The organism is Actinomadura viridis, from assembly GCF_015751755.1.
Taxonomy (GTDB): Bacteria; Actinomycetota; Actinomycetes; order Streptosporangiales; family Streptosporangiaceae; genus Spirillospora; species Spirillospora viridis.
In genome coordinates, this window is record NZ_JADOUA010000001.1 from 7,848,919 (window position 1) to 7,873,420 (window position 24,502).

Sequence of the window (24,502 nt, forward strand, 5' to 3'; positions counted from 1 at the left end):
GAGTGAAGGGGACGTGCACGGCCGGTGAGGGGACGTGCGGACGTGCGCCGCCCGGTGAGGGACCGGGCGTTACCGGGTCAGTCCCTGACGGGCACGGGGCAGGCGATCTCGCCCGCGAGCCGCCGTACGGCGGCCACGCCGAGCAGCCCGACCGACAGCGCTCCCAGCCACGGCTGCAGCGGGGCCCAGACGGTCAGGGCGCCGGAGGTCCCGAGGAGGACCAGCACGACCTTGTTGCACACCGGGCAGCCGACGGCGAGCAGTGACAGCACGCCGCCCAGCGGTCCGAGGCGGCCGGACCTCCCGGCCGGGACGGGGCGCCGGGGCCGGTGTAGGTGGCGATGACCAGCCCGGCCAGGACGGCGGTGAGCACCAGGATCGGGTGGTTCCACCACTGCACCGGGATCGAGCGTCCGAACAGCGGGTTGGGCACCACGTCGGTGGGGACCCCCACCACCAGAGCCGTCGCGGCGGCGGCGACCGCCGCGACCGCCCAGCGGCGCGGGGACCAGCGTGCGAGGGCCCGGCCCGCCTGGGCCGTCAGGGCGCACGCGCGGGAGAACGCCCGCGTGGACGGGCGTGGAGAGATCATGAAAAGGGCTCCGTTCTGCCGGATCGAGTGGGACCGTCGGGGGACGGGCCTCTAGATCCGCAGAACGCAGAGGGCGCGGAGATCGGGTGGGGGCGGCGCGGGGCCGGAGCGCGGTACCGGACCGCCCGTGCCCGGGGCCGGGGTGCCGTCCGCGGTGACCGGAGCGACCAGCGTCAGCGGCGCCTTGGCCGGTTCGGCGGCGGGCGCGATCGCGGCCTGCGCCGACAGGCCCTGCTTGGCGCAGTGCCCCCGCCCGTTCTCGTCGTCGGGGGAGGACGGGCGGTCCGGTGCCCCCTGGGGCACGCCGGCCTGGTGGGCTTCCGCGGCCGAGGAGTCCTTGGAGGACATGGAGGACATGGAGGACATGGCGCCGTCGATGGCGCCCGCGCTCTTGCCGACCTGCAAAAGGCATCCGGCCGCCAGCACCGCCGCGAGCGCGGACAGCGCCAGGCGCAGCAAGGACCACGCGGGTCTCGAACGCATGGACCGGCGCCTCCTTCCTGCTCGCGGCCGGATCACGGCCCACTATAGAAGCCGTCCGGTCCGGCTCCGCACCCGTCGGCCGCCGGGGCGGGGGCGGGGGCGGGTCAGCCGGTCAGGGCGGCGGGGTTGAGCAGGGCCTGGGCCGCGACGAAGGCGGCGACGGCGAACACGAGGTAGGCGAACCAGCGGCTCAGCCGCCGGGAGTCCAGCCGGCCGGCCAGGCGCCCGGCGGTCAGCGATCCCGCCACCGCGGCCAGGGCGAACGCCGCGACGACGGCGTAGTCCAGTTCGGCGTCCCCGGCGTGGGCGGCGAATCCGGCCGCCGAGTTGACCACGATGATGATCAGTGAGGTGCCCACCGCGGTGTTCATGGGCAGGCCGAGGCTGAGAACGAGCGCGGGAATGATGAGGAAGCCGCCGCCCACGCCGAACAGGCCGGTGAGGACGCCGACCGCCGCCCCCGTGAGGACGGACCTGGGCAGGCAGCTGCGCCAGTTGACGCCGCCGCCGGGCAGGGCGCAGACGCCGCCCTCGGCGGCCCGGTCGGCCAGCATCCGCCAGCCGGCCGCCACCATGAGGACGGCGAAGCCGAGCAGGACCACGCGCGGGGGCAGCAGCCGGTTGAGCGCCGTGCCCGCGAACGCGGCGACCGCGCCGGCGCCGCCGAAGACCGCGGCGACGCGCCACTGGAGCTGCCGCGCGCGGATGCGCGGCAGCACGGCGGTCGCCGACGAGATGCCCACCACCAGAAGTGAGGCGGGTATCGCCGAGGACAGCGGCAGCCCCGCCCCGTAGACCAGCGCGGGGACGGCCAGGATCGAGCCGCCGCCGCCCAGCAGCCCCAGCAGTACGCCGATGGCGGCGCCGAGCACGAGCGCGGTGATCATTGGGCGGCTCCGTTCGCCGCCGGTTCTCGGACGTGCGTCTGCATGCGTCCACCTCCGCCACCAACATACCCCCCGGGGTATGCATTCGCGCAAGCGGGGCCATGAGGCGAGGGCGGGGGGGGTGACGCCGGGTCAGCCGACCGGGTTGAACTCGGGCCACCGGGTCAGCCGCCACGGGGACGTCCGGTCGGCTCGGCGCCAGGTGACGTCGGCGGCAGCGATGACGGTGCTGCCGTCCCGCAGTTCCAGCACCTGGGTCGCGGTCAGGCCGGACGGCTCGCCGATGGGCTGGCTCGGCTCGATGGTGAGCCCCGCGACCCTCCAGCCCGCGTACGTGGCGGCGTACAGCCGCTGGCTGTTGTAGTTGTACTGGCTCTGCTCGGTGACGCTGCCGATGCGGTCGAGGCTGCCCGAGGTGAGCTGGGCCAGCACCGCCTCGCGCCGGTCCGCCGACGGCACCGGGTACGGCCGGGGCAGCACGCGGGCCGGGCTCGTCCGGGACGAGCCGGGCGCGGCGGACGCCGCCCGCGACGGTGTGGCCGCCGGGGCGTCCGGCGTCCCCGCGCCGCCCTGGCCGGACAGCTGGATGATCACGGCGGCCACCAGGAGCGCCGCCGCCGCGACACCGCCCGCGACGTGCGACGGCCAGTTCCTCCGCGGGCGCCCGTCGTCGGATTCGGCGTCCGGGTCGGCGTCTGGTTCGGTGTCCGGTTCGGTGCCGTCCGGTGCCGCCTGTTCGGTGGCGACATCGGGCACCAGTGCCAGGTACGGCACGGCAGGGGCCACGGAGGGCACGGCAGGGGCCCCGGAGGAGACGGCAGGGGGCCCGGAGGGGACGGCCTGCGGCGGGACGGGCGCGGGCGCGGGCGCAGGGACCGCCGCCGGCTCGGCGTGCTGCGAAGGGGCCGTGTGCTGTGAAGGGGCGGCGTGCTGTGAAGGGGCGGCGTGCTGTGAAGGGGCGGCGTGCTGTGAAGGGGCGGCGTACTCGGAAGGGGCGGCGTGCCGCCAGCCGGCATCGGCGCCCGGGCCCCGCCGGACGAACGACTGGCTCATGGGGTCGATGCGCCAGGTGTAGCCCGCGGCGTCGACGAGCTCGTGCCTCTGCAGCTCGTGCAGGGCTTCCTCGACGCTGATCAGCTCGGCCTCGACCTTGGCGTTCAGCTGGAGGAAGACCGCCTGGAGTGCGTCGAGCGGGGTGCCGGTGAGAGTCTGCGCCACGTCGCGCCGTGCCTTTCCTGTCAGCGGGTGGGTTCCGGGCCGTGTCGCGTCGGGCCCGGAGACGCGGGCGGTGTCGCAGTGAACCGTCCCGCCGCCGCGGCCGACGGCAACAGCGGTTCCCGAAACGGGGTTGCCGGAGCGGCCGTGCTCCGAACTGATCGTTGACATGCTTTTCTCTCGCGACGGGGGACGGGGCTGCGGCACCCTGGTGGCCCGGGTCGTCCTCGTGGTGATGCTGGCCATCACCGCCTTCGCCAGCCGATCCTGGTTCGAGGGCAAGGCCCTCGACGCGATCTACGGGAACCGGCCGCGGATCCACGCAGGCGACCACTTCGAACCCGGGGCCACCGCGGTCGAGGACGGCGTGCGGCAGACCGCCGTGCTCATCCGCGACGTCCCGCACGTCCGGGTCACCTCACCCACCCCCGAGTGGCGCCGGAACCACAAGGACGCCAAGTGCGACGACGGCGTCTGCACCGCGCGCGCGACCCACGAGAAGTACCTGGGCGGCATCGACCTCATGTCCGTGCTCGCCGGGCTGCTCGTGTGCTACCTGGTCTGGATCCTGCTCGTCGACACCGGGCGTCCCTCCTACCGCGACGAGGACGACCACCGGCCGTACGCGCGCGACCGGTCGTACGACCGGTACCGGCGATGACCCCGGGGCCGCTCACGTGCCCAGGCTGATCATCCCCGGGTCCGGCGGGCAGCCGCCGAAGCGCGCGCCGGGTCCTTCGCGCGGGACCCGGATCGTGAAGGTCGCGCCCTCGCCGGGGGTGCTGGCGACGTCGAGGCGGCCGTGGTGCGCCTCGACGAGGCGCTTGGTGATGGCGAGCCCGAGGCCGCTGCCCGTGGGAGCCCGGCCGCCGGAGGGGGCGGCGCGGTAGAAGCGGTCGAAGATGCGCGGCACGTGTTCGGCGGCGATGCCCGGGCCCGTGTCGGCCACCGTGAACACCGCGGCGTCCCCGGACCGGCGTACCGTGACCGCCACGCTTCCGCCGGCCGGGGTGTGCCGCAGCGCGTTGGACACCAGGTTGCCCAGCGCCTGGCGTAGCCGGGTGGCGTCGGCGTGGACGGTGACGGGCTCGGTGACGGTGAGGCTCAGGTCCACGCCGGACGCCTCGGCCTGGGCGCTGTGCGCCGCCACCGCCTGCGCGGCGAGTTCGGCCGCGTCCCGTTCCTCCGGGCGGATCGGCGGCAGGCCGGAGCCGGGGTGGCCGAGGTCCTCCAGATCGGCGACGAGCCGCTCCAGCACGGCGGACTCGTCGATCAGCAGGCGGATCAGGGCGGGGTCGAGCGGGACCACGCCGTCCAGAGCGGCTTCGAGGTGGAACCGGACGTTCGTCAGCGGGGTGCGCAGTTCGTGGGCGACGTCGCTGATCAGTGCCCTGCGTTCGTCGTCGATCGGGTCGGCCGCCGTGTCGAAGGTGACGGCGATCGGGCCGGGTTCCTGACCAGCGGGCTCCTGAGCAGGGGGTTCCTGACCGCCGGGCTCGTGACCACTGGGCTCGTGACCACTGGGCGCGGGGACGCCTCTCTTCGCGGGGATGCCGGCCACCGTCCGTCCGAGGGCGGCGGTGAGCGCGCGGAACAGGCGGGCGAGGCGGCGCCGGACCGGCGACGCGGTGGCGCTCACCGGGATCGGCGCCCCGGAGGGTGGGAGCCCGCGCCGCCAAAGCGGAGACTTAGGAGGCACCAGCGGCCCCCAGGGGCGGATGCGGGGCCGGCTCGTGACCGGACCCCCGCGCGGTGAGCGCGTACCCGGCCTGGCGTGGGGGCTCGGCATCGTCTTCGGCAGTCAGGATGAGCGGGTGTCGCGTGTGCCTCAACAGACCTCCTCTGGGCTGTCTGCGGGGAACGGCCCGCGGCGGCCGAGGTCTCGGCGGACCCGGTCACGGCGCTCATGAGGCACGGGTTCTCAGGCGCGTCGTTAGGGGAGCTCAGGTGCCGGCGGCCTGGGGCATACTGCAGGCAACGTTCGGGACGGGGGGCCTTGCGCCTGGGAGGGCGTCGTTCTTCAGGCTCGCCAAGATCGGGCGGGACGCGGCGGAAAGCGCGGCGAACCGCCGACATACCATCTCCGTGGCGAGACAAGCCATCTCCCTAGAGAAACATTTCCGTCCAATATCGTACATATGGATAAGGCTTACCGGTGTCAGGACCGGCAGTCCGGTTCCTACCGTCGCGGTCGGGACACGATCGGCAACCTCCGCGAAGGGCGTGCGTCTCGCCCGCGTGCGAGCACAGTCATCCATGTGACAGCTGGGCACACGACAGAAAGAATCGTGGGCGACGCCGGGAAGGCCCGCCCGATCAGGTCGGTCGCCGATGTGCGGGTGTGACGCCGGGCGGGGCGGCGACCCTCGTCCTAGACTTCCACCGGTGGGTCGACACGCGCCCGAGCTGAACGTACGCCTGTTGCAGGCGGCCCGGTGGAGGGGGCAATCGATGTGCCGATCGCGACGCCGCGTGTGCACGGCGGTGCTCTCCGTGGACGGGACGGAGGCGGAGGTCGTCCACCGGAGCGTGCTGGACGAGGTGGCCGGGATCGCCCGCGGGCTCGGCTGCCGGAGCGCCGCCGAGCTGGACTGCCTGCCCGCCTCGTTCACCGGCGACCGCGTGGCGCGGCTGCGGCGTGACCTGGACGAGGTCATCGCCTTCGCGACCGCGGCCCAGCGCACCGGCTGGGTCCTGGGAGACCTCGCCGTCGCCCCTCGCGACCACCCCGTTCCCGTGCTGGACACGCCGCAGGGCCGGCTCTGGGCGCATCCGCTCCGCGGTTTCGAACTGCACCGGGAGGGCCGGGCGCAGCGGGTCACCGAGCTGGACGGGGTGCCGGGGACCGCGCGCCGGACGGCCCTCCCCGTCCTCATCGCGCCGCTGGCGACGTTGGTGGCGCGGGCCCGGCTGGTGGAGGCGTACGAGCGCGGCCACTGAGGATCAGAGCGCGGTGACCTTCTCGGGCGCCGCCGACCGCCCGGAGACGGCGAGCCGCACCGCCGCCCGGATCTGGGTCTCCGGGTTGGCGATGAGGGCGCCGAGCTGGCCCGCCGCCGCCATCTGCTCGGCCACCGGGCCCGGTCGCACCCCGACCACGTAGTCGGCGTCCAGCGGGCCCGACGCGGCCACGCATCCGGCGGGCAGCACCCCGAGCGGGCCCTGGAAGATCCGGCTGCCCGGGGGGATGAGCGAGGCGAGGGCGCGGACGACGATCCGCGCGGCGGGGCCCGTCACGGTGACCGCCTGCATCCGCTCGAGCGCCTGCTCGACCTGGGACAGCTGTTCCTCCGTGAGGACGCCGGAGGTGAGGAGGGAGGCCGCGCTCATCCCCGCGTCGTGCGCCCTGCTCACCACGATGGAGTCGTTGACCTGGGTGACGTTGGCGCGCATCTGCCCCTGCGCGGCCTTGACCGCCGCGACGGCCCGCTGTGCGGTGGCGGCGTCGGGGAAACCGGGGACCTCGTACACGCCCTGGGTGCCGCAGACGGTGACCCGGGTGCCGCGGATGTGCACCTCGCTGATGTGCGGTTCGAGCCACAGCTCGCCGAGCACGTGCTGGCCGCTCATCACGTGGTAGACCCTCCGGGCCATGGCCTGGTCCCCGTCCGCCTCGCGGGTGAGCAGGTCGAGCCAGATCGTGACCATCCGGGGCCGGATCGCGTCGGCGATCCGCCCCGCCTCCCGCCAGGCCGGGTCGACCGCGGGCGGCTTCCGGGAGGCGTCCTGCGCGGGTGCCGCCGCCTCGGGCACCTTCTGCACCGCAGGCGGCACCGCGTGCTCCGGCTCGGGCGCCGCCTCCACGGGCTCGGGTGCGTGCTCGGTCACGGTCTCCCCGGCGGGCGGGTCCTGCGTGGCGGGGACGCTCTGCTCCGCGGCGGCGCTCTGCTCCGCGGGGACGCTCTGCTCCGCGGCGGGGGCGCTCTGCTCCGCGGGGACGCTCTGATCCGCGGCGGGGACGCCGGCCACGAGCGTGTCCGGCGGAGCGCTCGCGGCCTGGTCGTCCGCGCCGTCCGGGACGACGCCGAGGGCCGCCCAGAAGTCCGTTCCCGGGGCGGGGCCCGGAGTCGCTGCCATTCGCTGGGTCCTTCCGTGAGTGATCACTGCGGGTTCAGGCCGAGCAGTCTCTTCCAGCGGCTCGGCGGTGCCGGTGCGGGCGCGGCGGTTCCGAACACCGGATCCCCGGTGGCGACCTGCAGGATGCCGCGGAACGTCTCCTCCAGGTCCGGAGGAGGGCGCAGCCCGGCCAGCCGGTAGGTGTTCACCGCCTGCGTCCACTCCTGGTCCTCGGGGATCATCCCGACGAAGCGCCAGCCGGGCAGCAGGTCCATCACCTCGTCGGGGCCGCACTCCACGTCGGTGCGGGCCCGGTTGAGGATCAGTGACAGCTTCTCCGGATCGACGCCGCCGCCCCGGGAGTGCTGCGGCATGGTGATCGCTTTCAGCCAGGAGCGCGCGGCCTCCAGGGTCACCCGGTTGGGCTCGACGGGCACCAGGATCGTGTCGGCCTCGGGCAGGATCAGGTCGGTGAAGGTCATGTGGTACAGCTCGGCGACCGGCGTGTCGATGAACACCAGGTCGAACGCCTGCCGCAGCACCGTGAGGATCCGCCGGTACAACCCCGAGTTGATCAGCGCGGGGTCGGCGCTGACCGCGTCCGGCGGGCCGAGCAGGGCGTGCAGCCCCATCTCCGGGAGGTACGCGAGATGGCGGCGGATCGCCTCCGGCGTGAGCGCCCCGGGCGCCTGGAACAGGTCCAGGATCGTCGGCGACTTCAGGTTCAGGTACCGGGCGACGTCGGCCTGCTGGAAGTTGGTGTCCACCACCACCACCGACCCGTCCCGGCCGGCCGCCTGCAGGACCCGCGCCGCGTAGATCGACAGATTCACGGTCGTGCTGGTCTTGCCCACGCCGCCCTTCGCCGAGGCGACGGCGATGACCTGCCCGTTCACCGCGGGTGGGGGCTGGGCGGGACCGGCCTGCGGAGCGGGGGACGCCGCCGGACGAGCGTTCCACCCGTTGACCCCGTTGACCCCATTGACCGCGTTGACCGTGTTGACCGTGTTGACCCCGTTGGAGCCGTTGGGGGGCGGAGCAGGGGGCGCCACCGGCAGGATGTTCCAGCCGTCGGAGCCGCTGGTTCCGTTGGAGCCGTTGGACCCGGCGGAGTCGTTGGGGGGCAGCGGAGCGGGAGGTCCCTGCGGAGCGGGAGGCCCCTGCGGCGGGGTGCCCCAGCCGTTGGGCCTGGCTGCTCCGTTCGCTCCGTTCGCTCCGTTCGGGGACGGAACGGGCTGGGGACGCGGTGCGGGCGCCGGGTGGGACGTCGCGCGGGGAGCCGGAGGCGGGGCCGGCTGGGGGGCCGGCTGGGGAGCCGGAGGCGGGGCCGGAGACGCAGCCGACTGGGGGAACGGCTGAGGGGCCGAGGGAGGGGCCGAGGGAGGGGCCGGTTGCGGGGGTGGGGTCGGCGCGGGTGACGGCTGGGGGGCCGGGTCGGCGACGCCGAAGATCTCCAGCAGGTCCGCCAGCTTGAGCTGCCGGGCCGTGACCAGGACCTTCGGATCGAAGACGTCACCACGCTCGGCGAAGTGGTTGTGGACCAGCACGGTGAATCCGCTCCCGGCCAGTCCGTTGGCCAGCACCGCCACCCCGGCGCCCGGGAGGTCCTCGACGAATCCGGGAGCGAACATGAACGCCATCGGAGGGACGACCCGGCCGCTCTTGGACAGGTCGCGGAGTTCCGTCGCGGACGCGGCGTCGAACACCGCGGGGAACCTCCCGCTCTCCCGCAGCTTCCGCGCGACGCCCTGGTGCCCCGCCACGACGAGGTTCGGCGCAGTAGCCATCTCACGTGTCCTCAGTGCTCTGGTCGTCGGCCGGCCGCCGGGCGGCCGGCCCTCCTGATGCAACTGTGCGGACAATCGACGCTGCCGCCAGCGCCCAATGCCGGACTGTCTCCCCGGAGCGACACACAACCGGGGAGATTCACCAATGGCCAACCTGAGGGCCGCGTTCGAGCGACTCACCGGCACCGGCCGCGCGGGGCGTTCCGAGGTCGACACCGCCACCATGTGGACGACCCCCTACGCGTGGCGGACCGCCGATGGGATCTACGTCGGCCACAACGGCGAGGTGTGGATGTACCGCACCATGCGCCTTTCGCCGATGAAGTGGGAGGATCCCGAGGAACAGCTGTCACTCGCCGCGCCGCTCGCCCGGCTCCTCACCGACCTGGGCGGGACGTCCCGGCAGCCCCTCGGGGGCCTGGCGACCCTGTCCAACAACCGGGACGTCCACCTGGTCTCGATCACCTGGGACGATCTCGTCACGCCGCCGCGGGAGAACACCGAGGAGCTGCGCGCCTACCAGGCCGGCGCCTTCGGGTTCCTGGCGCCCAAGCGCGTCCTGTTCGTCGGCCTGCGGCTGCGCTCGTCGCTGCTGAACAAGGTGTCCGAGGCCGAGAAGGACGCCAGGCGCGGCCTGTCGATGTTCAAGGCGGTCACGGAGCTGGTGAGGGAGTCCGTGGCCGAGGACATCCCCGATCTGGCCACGTACCAGAGGGACATCGAGCACATCACGTCGATCTTCGAACGGGCCGGTGCGGAGATGCCGACCCGGCAGGAGTTCGACCAGCTGGAGTCCTGGTACAACCTCGGGCGCGGCCCGGACGCGGTGATCGAGGAACTGCCCACCCGGCTCTCCATCCCCGGCACCGGGGATCTGGAGATGGCCGCCGTCATGCGCTTCGACCAGCCGGTCATGCCCTCCCCGTACGCCCAGTGGGCTCTGGACGCGATCAGCCATCCCGGGGACGCCCCGCACGTCATCTCGATCCGGGCCGAGCTGGAGCCGCCGAACCTGACGCGGGCGCGGGCCCGCCGGGCGCAGCGCCGGATCATGGCGAACATGGAGGAGGAGCGCAAGACCCAGGACCTGGAGAAGGTGGAGCTGTCCCAGACCTTCCAGCAGGCCAAGGAGGTCGAGGACTACCTCGCCGGCTCCAACCAGCCGATGCTGGCCAACTGCAGCCTCATCATGGCCCGGGAGGTGACCGACGCCACCCAGACGTACCTGGAGTTCCTCGCCCAGAACTACGGGATCCAGATGAAGGCCCTGGAGCACCGGCAGATCCAGGCGCTGGAGGAGACCCTGCCCTGCTCCTCGGTCCGGGTGAACCCGTTCCTCCAGGACGTCAACGTTCCGATGGTCTCGCACGCGGGACTCCAGTCGTTCTCCGACCTGGGCGACGACGCGGGCGTGTTCGGCGGGCTCATCGACCCGGACGGCACGCCCTTCTTCGTCGACCCGCTCGGCGCCCCGCGCAAGAACCTCCCACCGGTCTTCGGGATCTTCGGGGACCCCGGCAGCGGCAAGACGTTCTTCGCCCAGTCCGTCGCCACCCAGTCCGCCCTGAACGGCCTGCCGGTGATCTTCGTGAACCCCAAGGGCGGTGACTCGCTGTACGGGATGGTGGACTACGTCCAGAGCCTCGGGATCCCCGCCGGGCGGGTGTCCATGTCCGCGCTGGAGGAGACCCCCGGGGCCTTCGACCCGTTCCGGTACGCGCCGCCGCCCATCGCGGCCGAGATCGCCAACGTGCACATCCTGTCCGCGCTGGACGACTCCCGGGACGGGCTGACGCTGTCGGAGCGGCTGGCCCTGGGTTCGGGACTGAAGCGCGGCGCGCTCAACGGCGCGCGCTGCGTCTGGGACGCCCTGAAGTACGTCCCCGGTGAGGACGCGGACCGGGTGCGGGGGCTGGTGGAGCAGCAGATGGAGGCGTCCACCATCTTCTCCCTCGGCGTCGCGCTCAGGCCGCTGCCGCGCCTGGACGTGACGCAGCGGCTCACCCTGGTCGACTTCGACCGCGACCTCGGCCTGCCCGAGGGGAAGACGCCGAGCGAGTACTCGGTGTCGGAACGGATCGCGCTGGCCGCGGTGCGCCTGGTCATCCGGGCGTCGCTGGAGATCCTCATCGCCAACCGGTCCGGGGTTCTGATCGTGGACGAGGCGTGGACCTTCCTGTCGCAGGCCGAGGGGCTGGCGTCGCTGCAGCGCATCTCCCGGGAGGGCCGGTCGCTGAACATCCTGCCGGTGTTCCTCACCCAGCGGATCGCCGACGTGGTGACCAAGGACCTGGAGTCCTATCTCAGCCGCGTGCTGGTGCTGAAGCTGAACGAGAAGAAGGAGGCGGAGACGGCGCTGAGCCTGTGCGGCCTGCAGCCGACCCCCGAACGGCTCGCCGAGATCCGCGAGTTCGGCCCGCTGCCGGCGGAGAACGACCGGCCCGCCCGCTGGGCCCGCGGCATCTTCCGTGACCTGTCCGGCCGGCACGCCCAGGTCGTGCTCGGCCCCACACCCCCCGACGCCGCCGAGGCGTACAGCACCAACCCCGAGGACCGCCGCAGGCGCGAGGAACGGCGGGCGCAGCGCGAGCGGGCCGAGCGGGCCGAGCACGAGGCCGCGGTGGCCGCCGCCGAGTCGCGGGAGGAGACGGATCCATGGCTCGTCGACTGAAACGGCGCAGCACACGGCCCAGCACGCGGCCGGACCCGTGCCCGCCGGACCGCGAGGGGCCGCGCCGCGGACCCCAGCTGGTGGTCTGGGCCCTGGTGCTCACCGTGTTCTGCGGCCTGGCGCTCCTGTCCGGGCAGGCCGAGGGCTTCGCGATGCGGACGGAGGCGTCCGCGCCGCCCCCGACCCCCGCGTCCGCCGCCCCGAACGCCTCGAACGCCGGGGGCACGGTGCTCGCGGCGGCCGCGCCGAACCCCCGGGGCGCCGCCGGCGGCGTGCTCGCGGCGCCGCCTCCGCCCCAGGAGACCTACGTCGACTCCAACGCCTGCACCGGTTACGACGAGCGGCGGGACTACCTGCCCCTGAACCGGTGGACGTCGTTCGAGCTCTTCGTCGTGGACAACTCCTGGATCATCAAGACCCGGCTGTTCGTCTCGATGATCGCCAGCCTGATGTTCATGGCGGCGGGCCTGGCCTGGCGGATCATCGGGACCCTCATGGGTTTCAGCTACACGTTCGACATGATCTGCGGGGCGGCGGGGCCGATCAACTCCGTCGGGCGGGCCATGTCCCTGTACGCGTCCTGGTTCCTGATCCCGGCCTGGCTGTTCGTCCTGATGGCGGCGGTCAAGCGCTGGACCGGCGGCGGGCGGCGCGGTCCCGCCTCCGCGCTGCGCCTGATCGCGGTGTTCCTGGCGGCGACCGGCATGGTCTTCTTCATCGGCGACCAGTCCGACAAGAACCAGAACAACCCGACGGGGCGCTACACGCTGCCGTGGATGGCCGCGACGGTGCAGGGCTGGTTCAGCACCGCGTCCAACTCCCTGTACGACCTCCAGGAGTTCGGCCGGTTCACCCGGGACGGGCAAGCGAACCCCGTCTTCTACGACAACTATCCGGAGGGCGGCGCGGGGCCGGTCACCTGCGCGGCCCTCGACGAGGCGCTCTACAACAAGTACCGGGAGGAGAACGCCGACACCGCGCTCAGGGACGGCCGCCAGACGATGGTCCAGCTGAGCAAGATCTGGGAGATCTCGCTCGTCCGTTCCTGGCAGACCGCGCAGTTCGGGGAGGGGACCAAGGAGTTCCCCTCACCCGCTCACGCGTCCTGCCGGCTGCTCGAGGCGCACGCCGAGGTGCCCATCCAGACGAAGATGGACGCCTACGACCTCTCGACCGGCAACGCCCTCGGCACCACCAAATACAGCATGTTGCGCGGGTACTTCATCTCCCCGCGCGACGGCGAACAGGTGATCGCCGTCGCCTGGGGCGCCTGCAAGGCCAACGACGACGGCCGGGGGAGCGAGCGCACGACTCTCCAGTGGGACAAAGCCACCGACATGGACAACAAGGCCCGTGCCTGTGGTGTGCTCTACGGCTCCGATTCCTTCAACACCAGCCTGTCCGCGCACGGGTGGATGCTGACGTCCGTTCTGGACACCTTCTACTTCAACGGCGGCGACGAGCTGAGGGACAAGCTGGGGAACTGCGTCTCCACCGAGGCGGCCTGCCGCTACAGCTGGGACTTCGCCAGCGCGTGGCTCGGTGCCAACCAGGCCGAGCGGCTCACCCAGGGCCTCGTCTCGATGATCGTCTCGTTCGTCTTCCTCTTCGTGCTCGGCCCCATGTCGATCGGCCTCACGGTCAGCAGCGTGGCCCTGGCGGGGCTGGTGATGATCCTCCCGGTGACGATGCTGCTCCTGGGCCTGGGGCTGCCGCAGGGGATGAGACTGATCAAGCTGACCGGCGCCGCCGCGGCCGGCGACTTCTACTTCACCTTCGCGCTGACGCTGCTGACGATGTTCATCGACACGACCTACGGTGCCATCGACCAGACCGTCGGCTCCAACGCGCCGAACTTCTTCGAGCAGGTGGCGCAGGGGGCCGCTCCGCTGGTCGCGCTCTACCTGTTCCGCAGGCTCAGCAAGATCCTCGGCATGGGGGACATCTCCACCACGACGGGGGCGATGGGCTTCGCCGCCGCCGCGGCGTTGCGGGCCAGCGGCGACCCGCGCCTGTCGCGCAACCCGGGTGAGCGCGTGTCCAGGGCGCTCGGCCAGGTCGGGGTGGGGAAGATGCGGCTCGGCGCGCTGGACGAACGCTCGTTGCAGCGGCGCCTGGTCAACAACGCGGCCACCCGGGGGATGGCCGGCCTGGCGGGACGGGGGATGAAACGGGCCGCCCGGCCGCTCACCGACTGGACCCGGGACAGGTACGAAGCCGGCCGCGCGGCCTTGCTGAGAGGGACCCAGTCCCTGCAACGGAGGGCCGCCTCGGGGACGCCCGCCCAGCGCGCGGCGGCGTACGCCGGGCTCACCGCGGGCATGGCCGGGCTCACCGTGATGGCACCGCCGTCCGTGCTGGCCACGCTCCCGCTGATGGCGTTCACCGGCGGCGCCGCGGCCCTGCGCGGCGGCCAGGCCGCGGGGGACGCGATCGGCGCCAGGTGGCGCGGCGGCGCCGGCGGCGACGACGAGGAGTCGGGCCTGGCGGCGGGCGCGGCGGCGGGGATCCCGATGGCCAAGAGCGCCCGGACCGGCCTGCGGCAGGCCGATGACTGGCACCGCAACATCATCCGGGTCAGTGACGCCGCGGAGCAGCGCAACCTGGTGGCTCAGCACACCGAGGACGGGCTGGACATGCTCCGTGCCCGGCAGTGGGGAGGGGGGTACCAGGGCGGGGTCAACCCCGACTTCGCCGGGTTCGCCAGCGAGGACGAGAGGGCCAGGGCGCTCAGGGAGATGGCGGACCGGACGGGTCTCGCACCGGATCAGTTCATGATGGGCGACCACGGCCTGGTCATGCCCGTTCCCGTCCTCGTCGACAAGAGGTCCGGGCAGCGGGTCTTCGCGCAGGGCACCAGCGTGGAGCAGGCCTCCCATCCGGTTCACTACCTGGATCGCTACACGCTGCGGCGCCAGATGGTCGACGGCGTCGAGGAGAACGACGACATGTACGTCGCGAGGCTCACCGCGCAGCTCCGGGAACGCGGTTACGTCACCGACGACGGCGAGGTCGTCGACGTCTTCGCCGCGCACGGGTACGACACGCGCGTTCCCGAGGTGCGGGAGCGGGTGGCGGCGTTCATCTCGGGCGCCCGCGACCCGGAGCTCTCGAGGATCATCATCACCGCCCGCCGGTCGGAGGACGCCGCCGTGGCCACGTCCCGGGAATGGGTGCGCGGCCAGGCGGCCAACCTCGACCAGGTCTACCTGCGCGACGTGGAGTCGCTGCTGAACACCGGGATGCCCGACGCGCACCGGGACATCGGCAGGGCCTTCACCGACCTCGAAGTGGAGATGCCCGACGGCTCCTCCGGAACGGCCGGGCAGCTCCAGCAGAGGCTGGACCAGCAGATCCGCCAGATGCAGAGGTACATCGCGGACACCCAGGATCTCTACAGCCGCCAGGCCGCCATGGCCGTCGGCGACTTCGAGCGTGAACTCGACCGGATGACCAGGCGCAACCAGCAGGGCGCCCAGGACATCGACCATGTGGCCGCGCAGCTCCGCGACGCGCTCGACCAGGTCTCCCTGGCGCGCGACGTCTGCGAGATGGGCGAGCTGCGGGTGCGCCTGGCCGATCCGGGCTCGGGGATGGACGCCTCGGACCTGAAGCGGGCCGCCGAGCGTCTCACCAGGCAGACGCAGCGGGACATGGACGACTGGCACGAGGTGATCGACAAGCTGACCGGAGCGATCTACCGCAACCCGGAGAACTCGCGGAACGCCCAGGACGTCACCGACGCTCTCGACGAGCTGAGGCGGGCGATCACGAACCGGGCCGGCCGCGCGGACGCCGAGAACCAGGAGATGATCGACAGGCTGGAGGACGCGCGGCGGGAGTACGAGCACAACCGGCTGCTGGCCCGGACCGACCCCCGCATGTCGGCGGACAGGCCGGTCAACGTCCGCGAACTGCTCAGGGAGATGTTCCGCCGCTAGCGCGGCCTCCGTGCGCCTGGGCGCCGCCGCGGGTGTGTCAGACCTTCGTGGCGTCGACCCAGCCGACCCAGTAGGCGGAGCTGTAGGCGCGTTCGACGCGGGAGACGTCCTTGCGCGTGTTGGTGTGCACCATGTATCCGTGCGTCAGCTGCATGGCCACATGCCCCGGGTGCGGCTCCACCAGGTCGCCCGGCTTCGCCTGGCTGAGCGGGATCTGGTGCGTCCAGCGGACGTTCCGCAGGGTGTCGGTCGTCGGGGCGTTGCCCTGGTAGAGGTTCGGGATCGCCCCGCTGTTCCGGTAGGCCTTGGACACGAAGCTGGAACAGTCGGCGAAGTTGTCCTGGTTGCGTTCGGGGACGCACATGCAGTACGGCAGGTTCAGATTGGCCAGCGCCCACTTGATGGCCTTCGCGGCCTCCGGGGTGCGGGCCTGGGCGACCGAGTCGACGCACAGCTTGTGGATGCCGATCGCGGCGGAGCCATGCCGGAGGGTGTTCCCGCGAGCGTTCTCGGGGCAGCCGTCGGGCCCGATCGTCACCTGCGTCGCGCCGGAGTCGGCCGTCGTCCCCTGGCCCTCGGCGAGGGAGCCGATCAGCTTGCCGGCGCTGTCGAACGGGGCGATGACACCGCCGAAGAACCAGGCGTACTCGACGGCGACCTGGCTGAGGGGGAGGGGCACCCCGGCGCTGGAGCCGAGCCGGGACCACGCCTCGGTGGCGTCGGGGGCGACCGGCGCCCCGATCGGCTTCAGCGGGCGCAGCGCCAGCCTGGGGACGACCAGGGTGTCCTCGCCGAGGACCGGCTCGGTCTCCCGGTTGGCGTCCTCCCTGCCCTGGTAGTACTCGCCCAGGCCGTTGAGGTTGGCGGTGTTCGCGCCACCGTCGGCCAGGCCCGTGGCGATCTGGGCGAGCGCGGCGTTGTACCCGGGGGACCAGGACCCGATCCGGCAGGCGGGGTCGTCGCCCGGATCGGTGAGGCCGTGCGCCTCCTCCAGGGCCGTCAGCTTGGGCAGCCATTCGCCGTACACCGCGTCGGTCCCCGGGGGTTCCTTCAGCTTGGCGAACTCCTTGGCGTGCGGGGCGATCGCGGTCAGGAACCGGGTCATCACCTGGGTGCAGGCGTCCGACGCCGAGAATCCCTGCCCCGGCCCGACCAGCGAGAAGAGTTCGAGGTCGGTGCCCATGGCGATGCCGAGCTTCTGCCAGCCGCCCACCATCGGCTGGAAGACGCCCAGGTCGGACGGGCGCTCCTTCGGGGGGACGCGCTCCACGGAGAGGACCAGCTCGGCGGCGCCGGCGATGTTCGCGTCGACGTCGCACCGGTCGTCCACCCCGGCGGCGCGCGCCTCCTCCTTGGTCATCGGGAACACGCCCTGGCGGCCGTCGGCGCCGTCGTCGCACTTGTCGGTCTTCCAGCGGCTCGCCCCGTAGCTGACCGACATGGCCTCGTTGACCAGGGTCCGGGTGGCGGCGGTGCGGTCGGTCTCGACGGTGTACTTGAACTCGTCGCCCTGGTACTCGCCGCCGGTGACCAGGTAGAGCTCCGGCATGCGGGTGGTCTCGCAGCGCCAGATGGAGATGATCTTGAAGCTGACCGACCACGGCTTCTCGGGGTCGTCCGGCGGCGGCACCGCGCAGGGCGCGTCGGGGTCGGCGCTGCGGTCCACGAAGATCCCCGAGGCCTCGATGACCTTCCCCCAGTACTTCCGGGCGTTCTCCTGGTCGGCAGCCTTCCCGTTGGCCTTCCACTCGGGAGCGTCCGGGTCGGCGTGCACGCGCTTGGCCGCGGTGGCGAGCTGGCGCGCGGTGAACTCCGCGGAGTCGCACGGGTTCTGGGGATCCAGGCCGATGAGCCGCATCTGGCCCGCCGCCGCCGGGCTGAGCAGGAACGGTCCGGAACCCTGGCCGTCCTTGCCGCCGATGTCGGGGTCGGGGTCGGCGACGGCGCAGCCGCCGGCGAACGACCCGGCGCTCACACCCCGGCCGCGGCCGTTCGCACCGCGGGCGACCCACCCTTGGACCTCCGACCCTTGGACCTCCGCCCCTTGGTCGTCCGATTCCTCGCGGCCCGGCGACCCCCACCGGAACGACGCGGGCTCGGTCGTGGGCGTGGCCGCCGCCGTGGCCGGGTACCGCTGGGAGATCTTCTGCATGCGGTCCATCACGTCGTCGACGTACTCCCAGACCGTCGGGTTGACATGGCAGGCGGCCGGGCAACGGTCCCAGTTCTCCGGCGAGTTCGCCCATTTTGGGTAGAAGTGGGCGACGGCGACCTGCTGCCACTTCTTGTACCGCTGCCACCTGTCGATGACGTCCTCGCGGGCACGGCGGTCCTGCATGCTCGGCGGGGCGTCGCAGGCCGTCCGGCGCCCGCCGTAGTTGTTCCAGGTGCCGTTCATGTACTGGTAGGCGCCGCAGGCCCCGCCCTTGCCCTTGCCCGACGTGTAGTTCCCGCCCGACTCGTGCATCCGCAGCGCGTACAGGAACCAGCCCATCTGGTGGCTCAGGTCGCCCGAGGGCGGCCCGGGGTGGCCGGAGCCGACCGTGGCCGTCGAGCCCGCGCCGCTGACGCCGGAGATCGGCCCGGGCCCGGCGCCGCCGGTGTTGGCGACGTCCTCGACGTCGCCGCCCTCGCCGCCGGTGCCGCCGCCCCGGGGAACCGCCGTCGCGGTGCGCCCGGGGTCGCGGTCGATGTTGTCGTACGGGCTGTAGCGGGCGAAGTCGGTCTGCGTCGCGGCGATGCCGGCCAGGACGGTCCAGGGGACGGTGGCGAAGTCCTCCGCGCCGGACGCCGCCGCCTTGTCCGACGCCTGCTGGAGGATCCGCTGCCACCCCTCGGGGAAGTACTTGGCGACCTCGGCGTCCGAGGCGTCCTCCGGCTGGACCTGCGTGTCGCCGTCCGTCGCCTCGAAGCCCATGATCATCGCGAAGAACAGCAGCACGCAGACGAAGGGGACCAGCACCTTCACCGCGACGGCCATCGTCACCTTGTACTTGCCGCGGCTCGACCCCTCTCCCGAACCCGAGCCCTTGGCCTTCTGCTTGCCGCCCTTACCCTTCTTGCCGTCGCCCCGGAAACCGTTCCAGAACGACTTCGGCAGCTTCCCGCCCAGGCGTGATCCCTCGGCCCAGTCCAGTCCACGCCGGCCGAGACGGGAGTTCTTGACGGCGTCGTAGACACCGGGCGCGTAGCGGTTGGCGGCCAGGCGGACGACCTGGTCGGCCGCCTGGCCGCCCCTGCGCATGCCCTCGTCCGCCAGGTGCCCGGCCGCCGAGGACAGGGCGGAGTTCACCCCCGCCCGTTCCGCCCTCTCGGTGAGACCGCCCAGGGGCCGTTTACGCGCGTTCGCCGGCTTCGCGGCGACGCCCTCCTCGGTGGTCTCCGTCTCCGGTTCGCCACCCGCCCCCGTGGCCGCGTCCAGCGCCCGCTGCCCGGTGATCGGGTTGGCCGCCCCCGAAGGCCGGACGTAGCCGGGCAGCGAACCCGCGCCGTACCGCGTCTCCTGCTCCCCGGGGGAGCCCTGGTAGGTCCCGCCCGAGGTGTGCTCGGCGACGATGTCGGCGGCGTTCTGGGGTGCCTGCGCCGCCGCGAGCGCACGCGGGTCCACCTCCGCGCCGGGCACGACCTCCGGCAGATCCAGCGTGGGGTCGGCCGCGGGCGCCTGGTCGGCCGTCGAATCGGACGGCCGCCGAGGGCTCCGGTCCACCTCGTCCATACGGCACCTCGCTCAGATCTGCGGTCGTTTCCCGGCCTCGGATCCCCGGCCTCGGAGTGATCGGGAATGACCGTCCGCCGGGCGGCGCCGGGTGCAAGGGGCGCCGGAGCGGTCGCGGCGCTCCTTCTCAGGCGGCTCTCAGGCGCCTCTCGGATGGCTGCTCAGGTGGCTGCTCAGGCGGCCCGGATCGCGTATCCGGACGGGCCGCGCCCGACCGTGATCTGGACGGCTTCGGGCCTGGCCGTCCCGTCCCGCGCGATCGTCGCGCTGAAGCGGTACTGGTCGTTGCCGGTCACCGTGGGGTCGGCGACGGTGAGCGTCCCCACCACCGATCCCGGCCGCGCGGGGGCGGCGGGGGGCCTCGCCGCGCCGATGAACGGGATCCCGGCCCAGTCCCCGGTCGCCGTGGCCCTGGCGGCGGCCGCCGCGACGTTCCGGGCCCCCGCCGGGACGACCGTCGTCCCGCCGCCGGTCACCGGAACCCGCACGGCGGCGGAGGCGGTGAAGTCCTTCGCCGACACGCCCGCCGGAGCGGAGCCCGTCGGCGGGGAGCCCGTGGGCGCGGTGGACGCCCCGCCGCCACCCGGGCCGGGAGTGGCGCTCGGGCCGCGGGGATCCAGGGTCTGGACCACGTACCGCGGCGCGCCACCGCCGCCGGCGGCGGGCCCGGCGGAGGGGTCGTCCCGCTCGAACAGGGCGCTGAGCACCAGCAGCGCGATGACGCCGACGCCCCCCACCCACACCGCGACGTCCCACCACTCGGGCAGCTCGGTGTGGTGCCACGGGCGCCGGCGCCGCCGAAAGCCCGCGCGGACGTAATCTGTGATCTTCGGCATGCCGTTGACTGTCGCCTTCGGAGCGCGCGGAGCAACCGGCGGGCGCCTGCGACCCGCGAACGGGGCCCGCGAACGGGGCCCGCGAACGGGCCCGCGAACGCGGGTCGTCCACACGGCAGCCAACCGGGCCGCGAACGGTGCTGGCGGCCGGGGCGCGACCGCGCACAGTCTCAGACGTGAGCGACGACGACCTCGTGCGAGGGCCGGTGATGCTGGCCGCGACCAACATGCTGAAGCCGCCGCCGGCCGTGATCGGCAGCCTGAACCGGGACATCGCGCTGCCCCGTACCGTCAGGCTGACCGCGCTCGCGGCGATCGCCGCGGGGGGCCTGCTGGGTTTCCTCGTCTCCTTCTTCATCTTCGGTCCCGGGCTGAAGGCGCTGATGTACGGCCCGGTCCTGGGCGGAGCGATCGGCTGGGCGGCCGTCAACTTCTCACCGCTGCGGGGGGAGTCGCTGGCCAAGTGGCTGGGGCTGCAGATCAGCGGGAGCCGCGATCGCAAGCTCGTCGTCGACGGCCGGCCCGTCCGGCTCTACGTGGGCATCGCCCCGCTGCGCCGCACCGCCGCCGGGACCGTCCGGATGCTGCCGGGCGGTGTGCCGGTGGACGCCGTCCGCTGGGACGAGCGCGGCCTGCCGCTCCAGGAGATCCCCGGCGCGGAGCGGCTGTCGGCCCGGCAGCCCGGCCGCCGCGGCCCGCGCGGGCGCCGGCGTACCTGACCTCGGCCCTTGCGCATCCGCACGACCGCCGAACGGTCTTGCCGCAAGCGCGCGCCGCACCTTCGGACGCGCCGCATCTTCGGAGAGGACCATGCCGGAACAGTCACCCACCCGCTTCACCATGGTGCCCGCGCGGCGTTCCGACGAGCCGACGGCCCGCAAGCGCGCCAGGAGGGTCCTGGGTGCGCTCTTCCTCGCGTCGGGGCTGAGCGTCGTCGCGGTGGTCATCGCGCTGGCGGACGGGAGCTCCGAACCCGACCTCTCCAAGGTCGACCCGCAGGGCCGGGACCTGGCGCACATGGCGGCGGTGAACCACCTGGCGGGCCAGCAGCAGAACGTGCCGCGCGCCGACTCCTTCGACCCCGAGGAGGCCATGGAGCAGGCCCCCGCCGGGCGTAACGCCCCCCTGGCCTACCGGTCGCTGAACTGGGTCGGGTTCAGCCCCCAGCACTTCGGGTCGGAGAAGCTCGGCTTCACCGACTTCGAGGTCCATCACTTCCTCGTCGTCCTGGAAGGCGCCGCCGGCGCGCCCACCCAGGCTCCGGGCACGCAGACCTCGGGGACCCCGGCGCCGGGACGTTCACCGGCCGCTCCGAGGACTCCCGGCACGCGGGGAACCCCTACCGAGTCACCGGTGAGCCCGGCGGCGGCCCGGCAGGCCACCCCGCCTCCATCCGGTGCACCGTCGGGGGCTCCGTCCGGGGCGCCCTCCGGAGGCGGCGCCACGCCGGGTGCGTCGCCTTCCCCGTCCCCCTCCCCGGGCGGGGGCGGCGGTGTGGAGGGAACGGACACCCCGCCCTCGAACGTGCTCCAGCTGGACGTCCCCGTGCTGCTCGACCCCAAGGGCCCGCGCCTGGCGGCGGCACCCGCCTTCTCGATCTGGAAGCGCGGGGCCGGCGAGGTGGGCGGCAGGGGCGACTACACCAACTACCGCGGCCTCACCGTGGAGGTCAGCGACGCGACGAAGAACCAGATCCTGCTGTGGGCGAAGGCCTACGCGACCGGTGACTCGGCCGGTCTGCTCGCCGTCACCGGCGACCAGAACGGCGACCACCGTTACGTGGGCCTGTCCGGGTTCACCCTGCCGGAGTCGGGCCGGGCCGTGCAGATCATGTCGGCGATCAAGGCCGCGAACGGGCACCTCATCGTCCGGGTGCGGGTCCTGCTTGCCAGAGCGGCCCCGGGCGGCACGGTCCCTGGCAGGAACGGCGGCGAGCAACGGTTCACCACCTTCGCTGACTTCGACCTGCTGGTGGGAGCGCGGAGCGGAGCGCAGCCCCCGATTCTCGCCTGGGGGCCGGCCGGCTCCGCGGCGGAGCTCGAGCCCTACTACAACGCCCTGGGCTCCTGAACGGAAGCTCCCATATATGGAGGGAAGCAACATGTCGATTCCACAGTCGCTCGGTGTTCTCGCGGCGCCGATCGGTGAGGAGGGCGCCAACAGCTTCTTGGACTCGCCGGCCGGTGAGGCCCTGGTGGCGATCTGCGGCGCCCTCGCGATCGTCATCGTGGTGATCGCCATCTTCAGGATGGTCAGCGGCATCGGCCGCGGGAGGCCGGGCGAGGCGTTCAAGGCGCTCACCTTCGGCCTGCTCATCGGCGGCCTGCTGTTCAACCTGAACCTCACCATGGACGGCGTGAACGCGATGAGCAACATCACCGGGAAGATCTTCTCCAGCATCGACCAGATCATCGGCTCCGACTGACGCGATGCCCCGGGAGAAGAGTGAGCGCGGCGCCCCGCCCGAGGAGCGGCGGCGGGTGCGCGTCGACCCTCGCGCGGCGGCGGCCGAAGCCGGGATCATCGCGCTGCTGGGGACGGCCCTGGCGGCGTGCTCGCTGGCGCTGCTCGTCTTCGGGTACGAGGGCACGCTCCGCTTCGGAGCCGCGGACCTGATCACCGCCGGCGCCGCCGGTCTCGCCGCCGCCGCGGTCGTCCGGGTGAACGTGCGGCTCCACCGCCGCTGGAAGGAACGGATCGGCCGGTTCACCGCCGCCGCCGCGCTGTGCGCCGTCGCCGCGGTGGCGGGGGCGCTGGCGGTCATGGTCCCGGGCGAGTGTCCCGGCGAGCTGTTCAGCACGGGCCGCTGCGGGGTGAAGGAGGCCGCCGCCTGGGGGCAGGTGGCGGGCCTGGCCGCGGTGGTGAACTTCGGGCTCGCCGGGATGACGCTCGGGATCTACCGGGCCGTCCGGGGCGTGCTCCGCGACGCGTCGGATCAGGGCGCCGACGGGGTCAGGGCACTGCGGGACGGGCTGCGCCGGCGGACCGGCCGCGGGACGCCGGCGCGGCGGCACGATCCGCGAGCGCCGAAGGGACGGCCCACCCCGCGCCGCGCCGACGCCGAGCGGGCCCGCCGGGAGCGGCTGCGCACCCGCGCCTGATCCCGTCCCGCAGGCTCTCCGGGCTCTCCGGGCTCTCCGGGCGAGGGGGCGTGCCCGCCGCGCGGGCGGGGCGGCAGCCGTTCAGACCGCGTCCGCGATGGTGTGGTCGAGCTTGGCCAGCGCCTTCTGCTGGATCTGCCGCACTCCCTCGCGGGACAGCCCGAGCTGCTCGCCGATGCCCCGGAGCGACTGCTCCGGCTCGCCGTCCAGCCCGAACCGCCGGGTCAGCACGTACTGCTCGCGGGCGTCGAGGCTCGGCAGCCCGCGGTCGGTGACGGCGCGCAGGCTCAGGCGGAGCAGCACCTCGTCCTCCAGGGCCCGGGACGGGTCGGCCAGGCGTTCCTCCCACGGGACCACGCCCTCGCCCTGCCCCTTGGGCGGCGCCTGCAGGCTGTCCAGCCCGGGCGGGTCGAGGACGCGGCGGACCTGGGCCTCGGTCACGCCCGCCCGCCTGGCGATGTCGGCGTGGTCGGTGGGGGCGTCCGGCCCGGCCTCCTCCAGGAACGCCCGCTCGGCCTCCAGGATGACCGGGCGCTTCTCGAAGTCGCCGAGGTTGAGGTTGGGATGGTCGGCGTCCCGGACCGCCCTGAGCACCTCGCGCTGGATCGGCTTGAACGCCCAGCTCGAGAACGGGCCCCTCGCCGGGTCGTAAGAGGAGATCGCCCACATCAGCCCGACCTTGCCCGCGCTCTCGAAGTCCTCCCGGTGCTCGGTGGACTTGGAGGTGAACATGGAGGCGTAACGGCGTACGAGCCCGTAGTTCACGATCACGATCTCGTGGGTGAGGTCCTCGAACTCGCGCTCGGCACGGCGCAGCGCGAGTTCGGTGCGCGTGTCGGCCGTGCCCGCGTCGACCTCGGCGCGCAGGGCGGCCAGCCGTTCCTGGAGCTCCCTGCGGCGGACGAAGAGATCGTCGTTGCGGGTCCGGAACCGGCCGGTGGCGGAGCCCTCGTCACTGCTCGGCTGCGCGATGTGCATCCCTCTCCCCTTGATCGTCGTCCTCTGGCGACTTCGATGTGGGGAGCGCGGATAACGGTTCGGCTGGAAAAGGGACTGTTGACACGCATCCAAGGCCGTTCAACGGAAACCGCTGGTGCCCTCACCGACACGGAACGTGAGCCGGCGCACCCGCGCGCCGGTGAACGCCCAGATGAGATCCATCGGGAATCCGTACGGCGCCCGCGCCCGACCGTTTGGCCCGGGGGAGAATCGGCAAGT

General features: G+C 73.1%; 19 protein-coding genes. 8 read left to right on the plus strand and 11 right to left on the minus strand.

Annotated features, from left to right (window positions below):
- Positions 1 to 77 precede the first annotated feature (77 nt).
- The 5 genes from IW256_RS41785 to IW256_RS35670 form a co-directional block, all read right to left on the minus strand.
- Positions 78 to 227 carry a hypothetical protein gene (locus tag IW256_RS41785; RefSeq protein WP_231404064.1) on the minus strand — a complete coding sequence of 50 codons (150 nt, stop codon included), beginning with the start codon at positions 225 to 227 and terminating at the stop codon, positions 78 to 80.
- Positions 194 to 592, minus strand: coding sequence for a hypothetical protein (locus IW256_RS41790; protein WP_231404065.1), 399 nt, complete (start codon positions 590 to 592; stop codon positions 194 to 196). Before IW256_RS41790 ends, IW256_RS41785 begins: the two co-directional genes overlap by 34 nt.
- 51 nt (positions 593 to 643) lie before the next feature.
- Positions 644 to 1,075, minus strand: a complete 432-nt coding sequence (locus IW256_RS35660) for a hypothetical protein (protein ID WP_197015133.1) — start codon at positions 1,073 to 1,075, stop codon at positions 644 to 646.
- A 104-nt stretch (positions 1,076 to 1,179) separates the two neighbouring features.
- Positions 1,180 to 1,962, minus strand: coding sequence for a sulfite exporter TauE/SafE family protein (locus tag IW256_RS35665; RefSeq protein ID WP_197015134.1), 783 nt, complete (start codon positions 1,960 to 1,962; stop codon positions 1,180 to 1,182).
- A 132-nt stretch (positions 1,963 to 2,094) separates the two neighbouring features.
- Positions 2,095 to 3,180, minus strand: coding sequence for a hypothetical protein (locus IW256_RS35670; protein ID WP_197015135.1), 1,086 nt, complete (start codon positions 3,178 to 3,180; stop codon positions 2,095 to 2,097).
- Positions 3,181 to 3,346: 166 nt separating this feature from the next.
- Here IW256_RS35670 and IW256_RS35675 point away from each other — a divergent pair, with 166 nt between their 5' ends.
- Positions 3,347 to 3,838, plus strand: a complete 492-nt coding sequence (locus IW256_RS35675; protein ID WP_197015136.1) for a hypothetical protein — start codon at positions 3,347 to 3,349, stop codon at positions 3,836 to 3,838.
- 12 nt (positions 3,839 to 3,850) lie between these two features.
- Here IW256_RS35675 and IW256_RS35680 read toward each other — a convergent pair whose 3' ends face one another.
- On the minus strand, positions 3,851 to 4,816 hold the full coding sequence (locus IW256_RS35680) for a sensor histidine kinase (protein WP_197015137.1): 966 nt from the start codon (positions 4,814 to 4,816) through the stop codon (positions 3,851 to 3,853).
- Positions 4,817 to 5,670: 854 nt separating this feature from the next.
- On the opposite strand from IW256_RS35680, the gene IW256_RS35685 reads away from it, so the two are divergent.
- Complete coding sequence (locus tag IW256_RS35685) at positions 5,671 to 6,117, plus strand: hypothetical protein (protein ID WP_197015138.1); 447 nt, start codon at positions 5,671 to 5,673, stop codon at positions 6,115 to 6,117.
- A gap of 3 nt (positions 6,118 to 6,120) precedes the next feature.
- Here IW256_RS35685 and IW256_RS35690 read toward each other — a convergent pair whose 3' ends face one another.
- Together IW256_RS35690 and IW256_RS35695 are read right to left on the minus strand one after the other, a co-directional pair.
- On the minus strand, positions 6,121 to 7,254 hold the full coding sequence (locus IW256_RS35690) for a hypothetical protein (protein WP_197015139.1): 1,134 nt from the start codon (positions 7,252 to 7,254) through the stop codon (positions 6,121 to 6,123).
- Positions 7,255 to 7,277: 23 nt separating this feature from the next.
- Positions 7,278 to 9,020 carry a CpaE/TadZ family protein gene (locus tag IW256_RS35695; RefSeq protein ID WP_197015140.1) on the minus strand — a complete coding sequence of 581 codons (1,743 nt, stop codon included), beginning with the start codon at positions 9,018 to 9,020 and terminating at the stop codon, positions 7,278 to 7,280.
- Positions 9,021 to 9,165: 145 nt separating this feature from the next.
- Between IW256_RS35695 and IW256_RS35700 the strand changes: the two genes are divergently transcribed.
- Positions 9,166 to 11,691: an ATP-binding protein gene (locus IW256_RS35700; protein ID WP_197015141.1), complete on the plus strand. Its 2,526-nt coding sequence runs from the start codon at positions 9,166 to 9,168 to the stop codon at positions 11,689 to 11,691.
- Positions 11,676 to 15,632, plus strand: coding sequence for an AAA family ATPase (locus IW256_RS35705; protein WP_197015142.1), 3,957 nt, complete (start codon positions 11,676 to 11,678; stop codon positions 15,630 to 15,632). Before IW256_RS35700 ends, IW256_RS35705 begins: the two co-directional genes overlap by 16 nt.
- Positions 15,633 to 15,669: 37 nt before the next feature.
- Here IW256_RS35705 and IW256_RS35710 read toward each other — a convergent pair whose 3' ends face one another.
- Together IW256_RS35710 and IW256_RS35715 are read right to left on the minus strand one after the other, a co-directional pair.
- Positions 15,670 to 19,347: an NlpC/P60 family protein gene (locus IW256_RS35710; protein WP_197015143.1), complete on the minus strand. Its 3,678-nt coding sequence runs from the start codon at positions 19,345 to 19,347 to the stop codon at positions 15,670 to 15,672.
- A 173-nt stretch (positions 19,348 to 19,520) separates the two neighbouring features.
- Positions 19,521 to 20,183, minus strand: a complete 663-nt coding sequence (locus IW256_RS35715) for a hypothetical protein (RefSeq protein ID WP_197015144.1) — start codon at positions 20,181 to 20,183, stop codon at positions 19,521 to 19,523.
- Positions 20,184 to 20,359: 176 nt separating this feature from the next.
- On the opposite strand from IW256_RS35715, the gene IW256_RS35720 reads away from it, so the two are divergent.
- The 4 genes from IW256_RS35720 to IW256_RS35735 all read left to right on the plus strand — a co-directional run bounded on the left by IW256_RS35720 (position 20,360) and on the right by IW256_RS35735 (position 23,284).
- Positions 20,360 to 20,902 carry a hypothetical protein gene (locus IW256_RS35720; RefSeq protein ID WP_197015145.1) on the plus strand — a complete coding sequence of 181 codons (543 nt, stop codon included), beginning with the start codon at positions 20,360 to 20,362 and terminating at the stop codon, positions 20,900 to 20,902.
- A 91-nt stretch (positions 20,903 to 20,993) separates the two neighbouring features.
- Entirely contained in the window at positions 20,994 to 22,253 is a 1,260-nt protein-coding gene (locus IW256_RS35725; protein WP_197015146.1) for a hypothetical protein, read from the plus strand.
- A 31-nt stretch (positions 22,254 to 22,284) separates the two neighbouring features.
- Positions 22,285 to 22,608 (plus strand): hypothetical protein, encoded by a 324-nt coding sequence (locus IW256_RS35730; RefSeq protein WP_197015147.1) that lies wholly within the window; start codon positions 22,285 to 22,287, stop codon positions 22,606 to 22,608.
- Positions 22,609 to 22,612: 4 nt separating this feature from the next.
- The gene (locus tag IW256_RS35735; protein ID WP_197015148.1) at positions 22,613 to 23,284 is read left to right on the plus strand and encodes a hypothetical protein; all 672 of its coding nucleotides are present in this window, start codon (positions 22,613 to 22,615) and stop codon (positions 23,282 to 23,284) included.
- Between the two features lie 81 nt (positions 23,285 to 23,365).
- Here IW256_RS35735 and IW256_RS35740 read toward each other — a convergent pair whose 3' ends face one another.
- On the minus strand, positions 23,366 to 24,262 hold the full coding sequence (locus IW256_RS35740; RefSeq protein ID WP_197015149.1) for a sigma-70 family RNA polymerase sigma factor: 897 nt from the start codon (positions 24,260 to 24,262) through the stop codon (positions 23,366 to 23,368).
- Positions 24,263 to 24,502 lie beyond the last annotated feature (240 nt).

Excerpts from the sequence above, each read along its gene's own strand:
- IW256_RS35665 (WP_197015134.1), bottom strand. The coding sequence starts at position 1,962 with ATGATCACCGCGCTCGTGCTCGGCGCCGCCATCGGCGTACTGCTGGGG.
- IW256_RS35715 (WP_197015144.1), bottom strand. The coding sequence starts at position 20,183 with ATGCCGAAGATCACAGATTACGTCCGCGCGGGCTTTCGGCGGCGCCGG.
- IW256_RS41790 (WP_231404065.1), bottom strand. The coding sequence starts at position 592 with ATGATCTCTCCACGCCCGTCCACGCGGGCGTTCTCCCGCGCGTGCGCC.
- IW256_RS35660 (WP_197015133.1), bottom strand. The coding sequence starts at position 1,075 with ATGCGTTCGAGACCCGCGTGGTCCTTGCTGCGCCTGGCGCTGTCCGCG.
- IW256_RS35725 (WP_197015146.1), top strand. The coding sequence starts at position 20,994 with ATGCCGGAACAGTCACCCACCCGCTTCACCATGGTGCCCGCGCGGCGT.
- IW256_RS35675 (WP_197015136.1), top strand. The coding sequence starts at position 3,347 with ATGCTTTTCTCTCGCGACGGGGGACGGGGCTGCGGCACCCTGGTGGCC.
- IW256_RS35700 (WP_197015141.1), top strand. The coding sequence starts at position 9,166 with ATGGCCAACCTGAGGGCCGCGTTCGAGCGACTCACCGGCACCGGCCGC.
- IW256_RS35710 (WP_197015143.1), bottom strand. The coding sequence starts at position 19,347 with ATGGACGAGGTGGACCGGAGCCCTCGGCGGCCGTCCGATTCGACGGCC.
- IW256_RS35735 (WP_197015148.1), top strand. The coding sequence starts at position 22,613 with ATGCCCCGGGAGAAGAGTGAGCGCGGCGCCCCGCCCGAGGAGCGGCGG.
- IW256_RS35730 (WP_197015147.1), top strand. The coding sequence starts at position 22,285 with ATGTCGATTCCACAGTCGCTCGGTGTTCTCGCGGCGCCGATCGGTGAG.
- IW256_RS35695 (WP_197015140.1), bottom strand. The coding sequence starts at position 9,020 with ATGGCTACTGCGCCGAACCTCGTCGTGGCGGGGCACCAGGGCGTCGCG.
- IW256_RS35740 (WP_197015149.1), bottom strand. The coding sequence starts at position 24,262 with ATGCACATCGCGCAGCCGAGCAGTGACGAGGGCTCCGCCACCGGCCGG.
- IW256_RS35705 (WP_197015142.1), top strand. The coding sequence starts at position 11,676 with ATGGCTCGTCGACTGAAACGGCGCAGCACACGGCCCAGCACGCGGCCG.
- IW256_RS35690 (WP_197015139.1), bottom strand. The coding sequence starts at position 7,254 with ATGGCAGCGACTCCGGGCCCCGCCCCGGGAACGGACTTCTGGGCGGCC.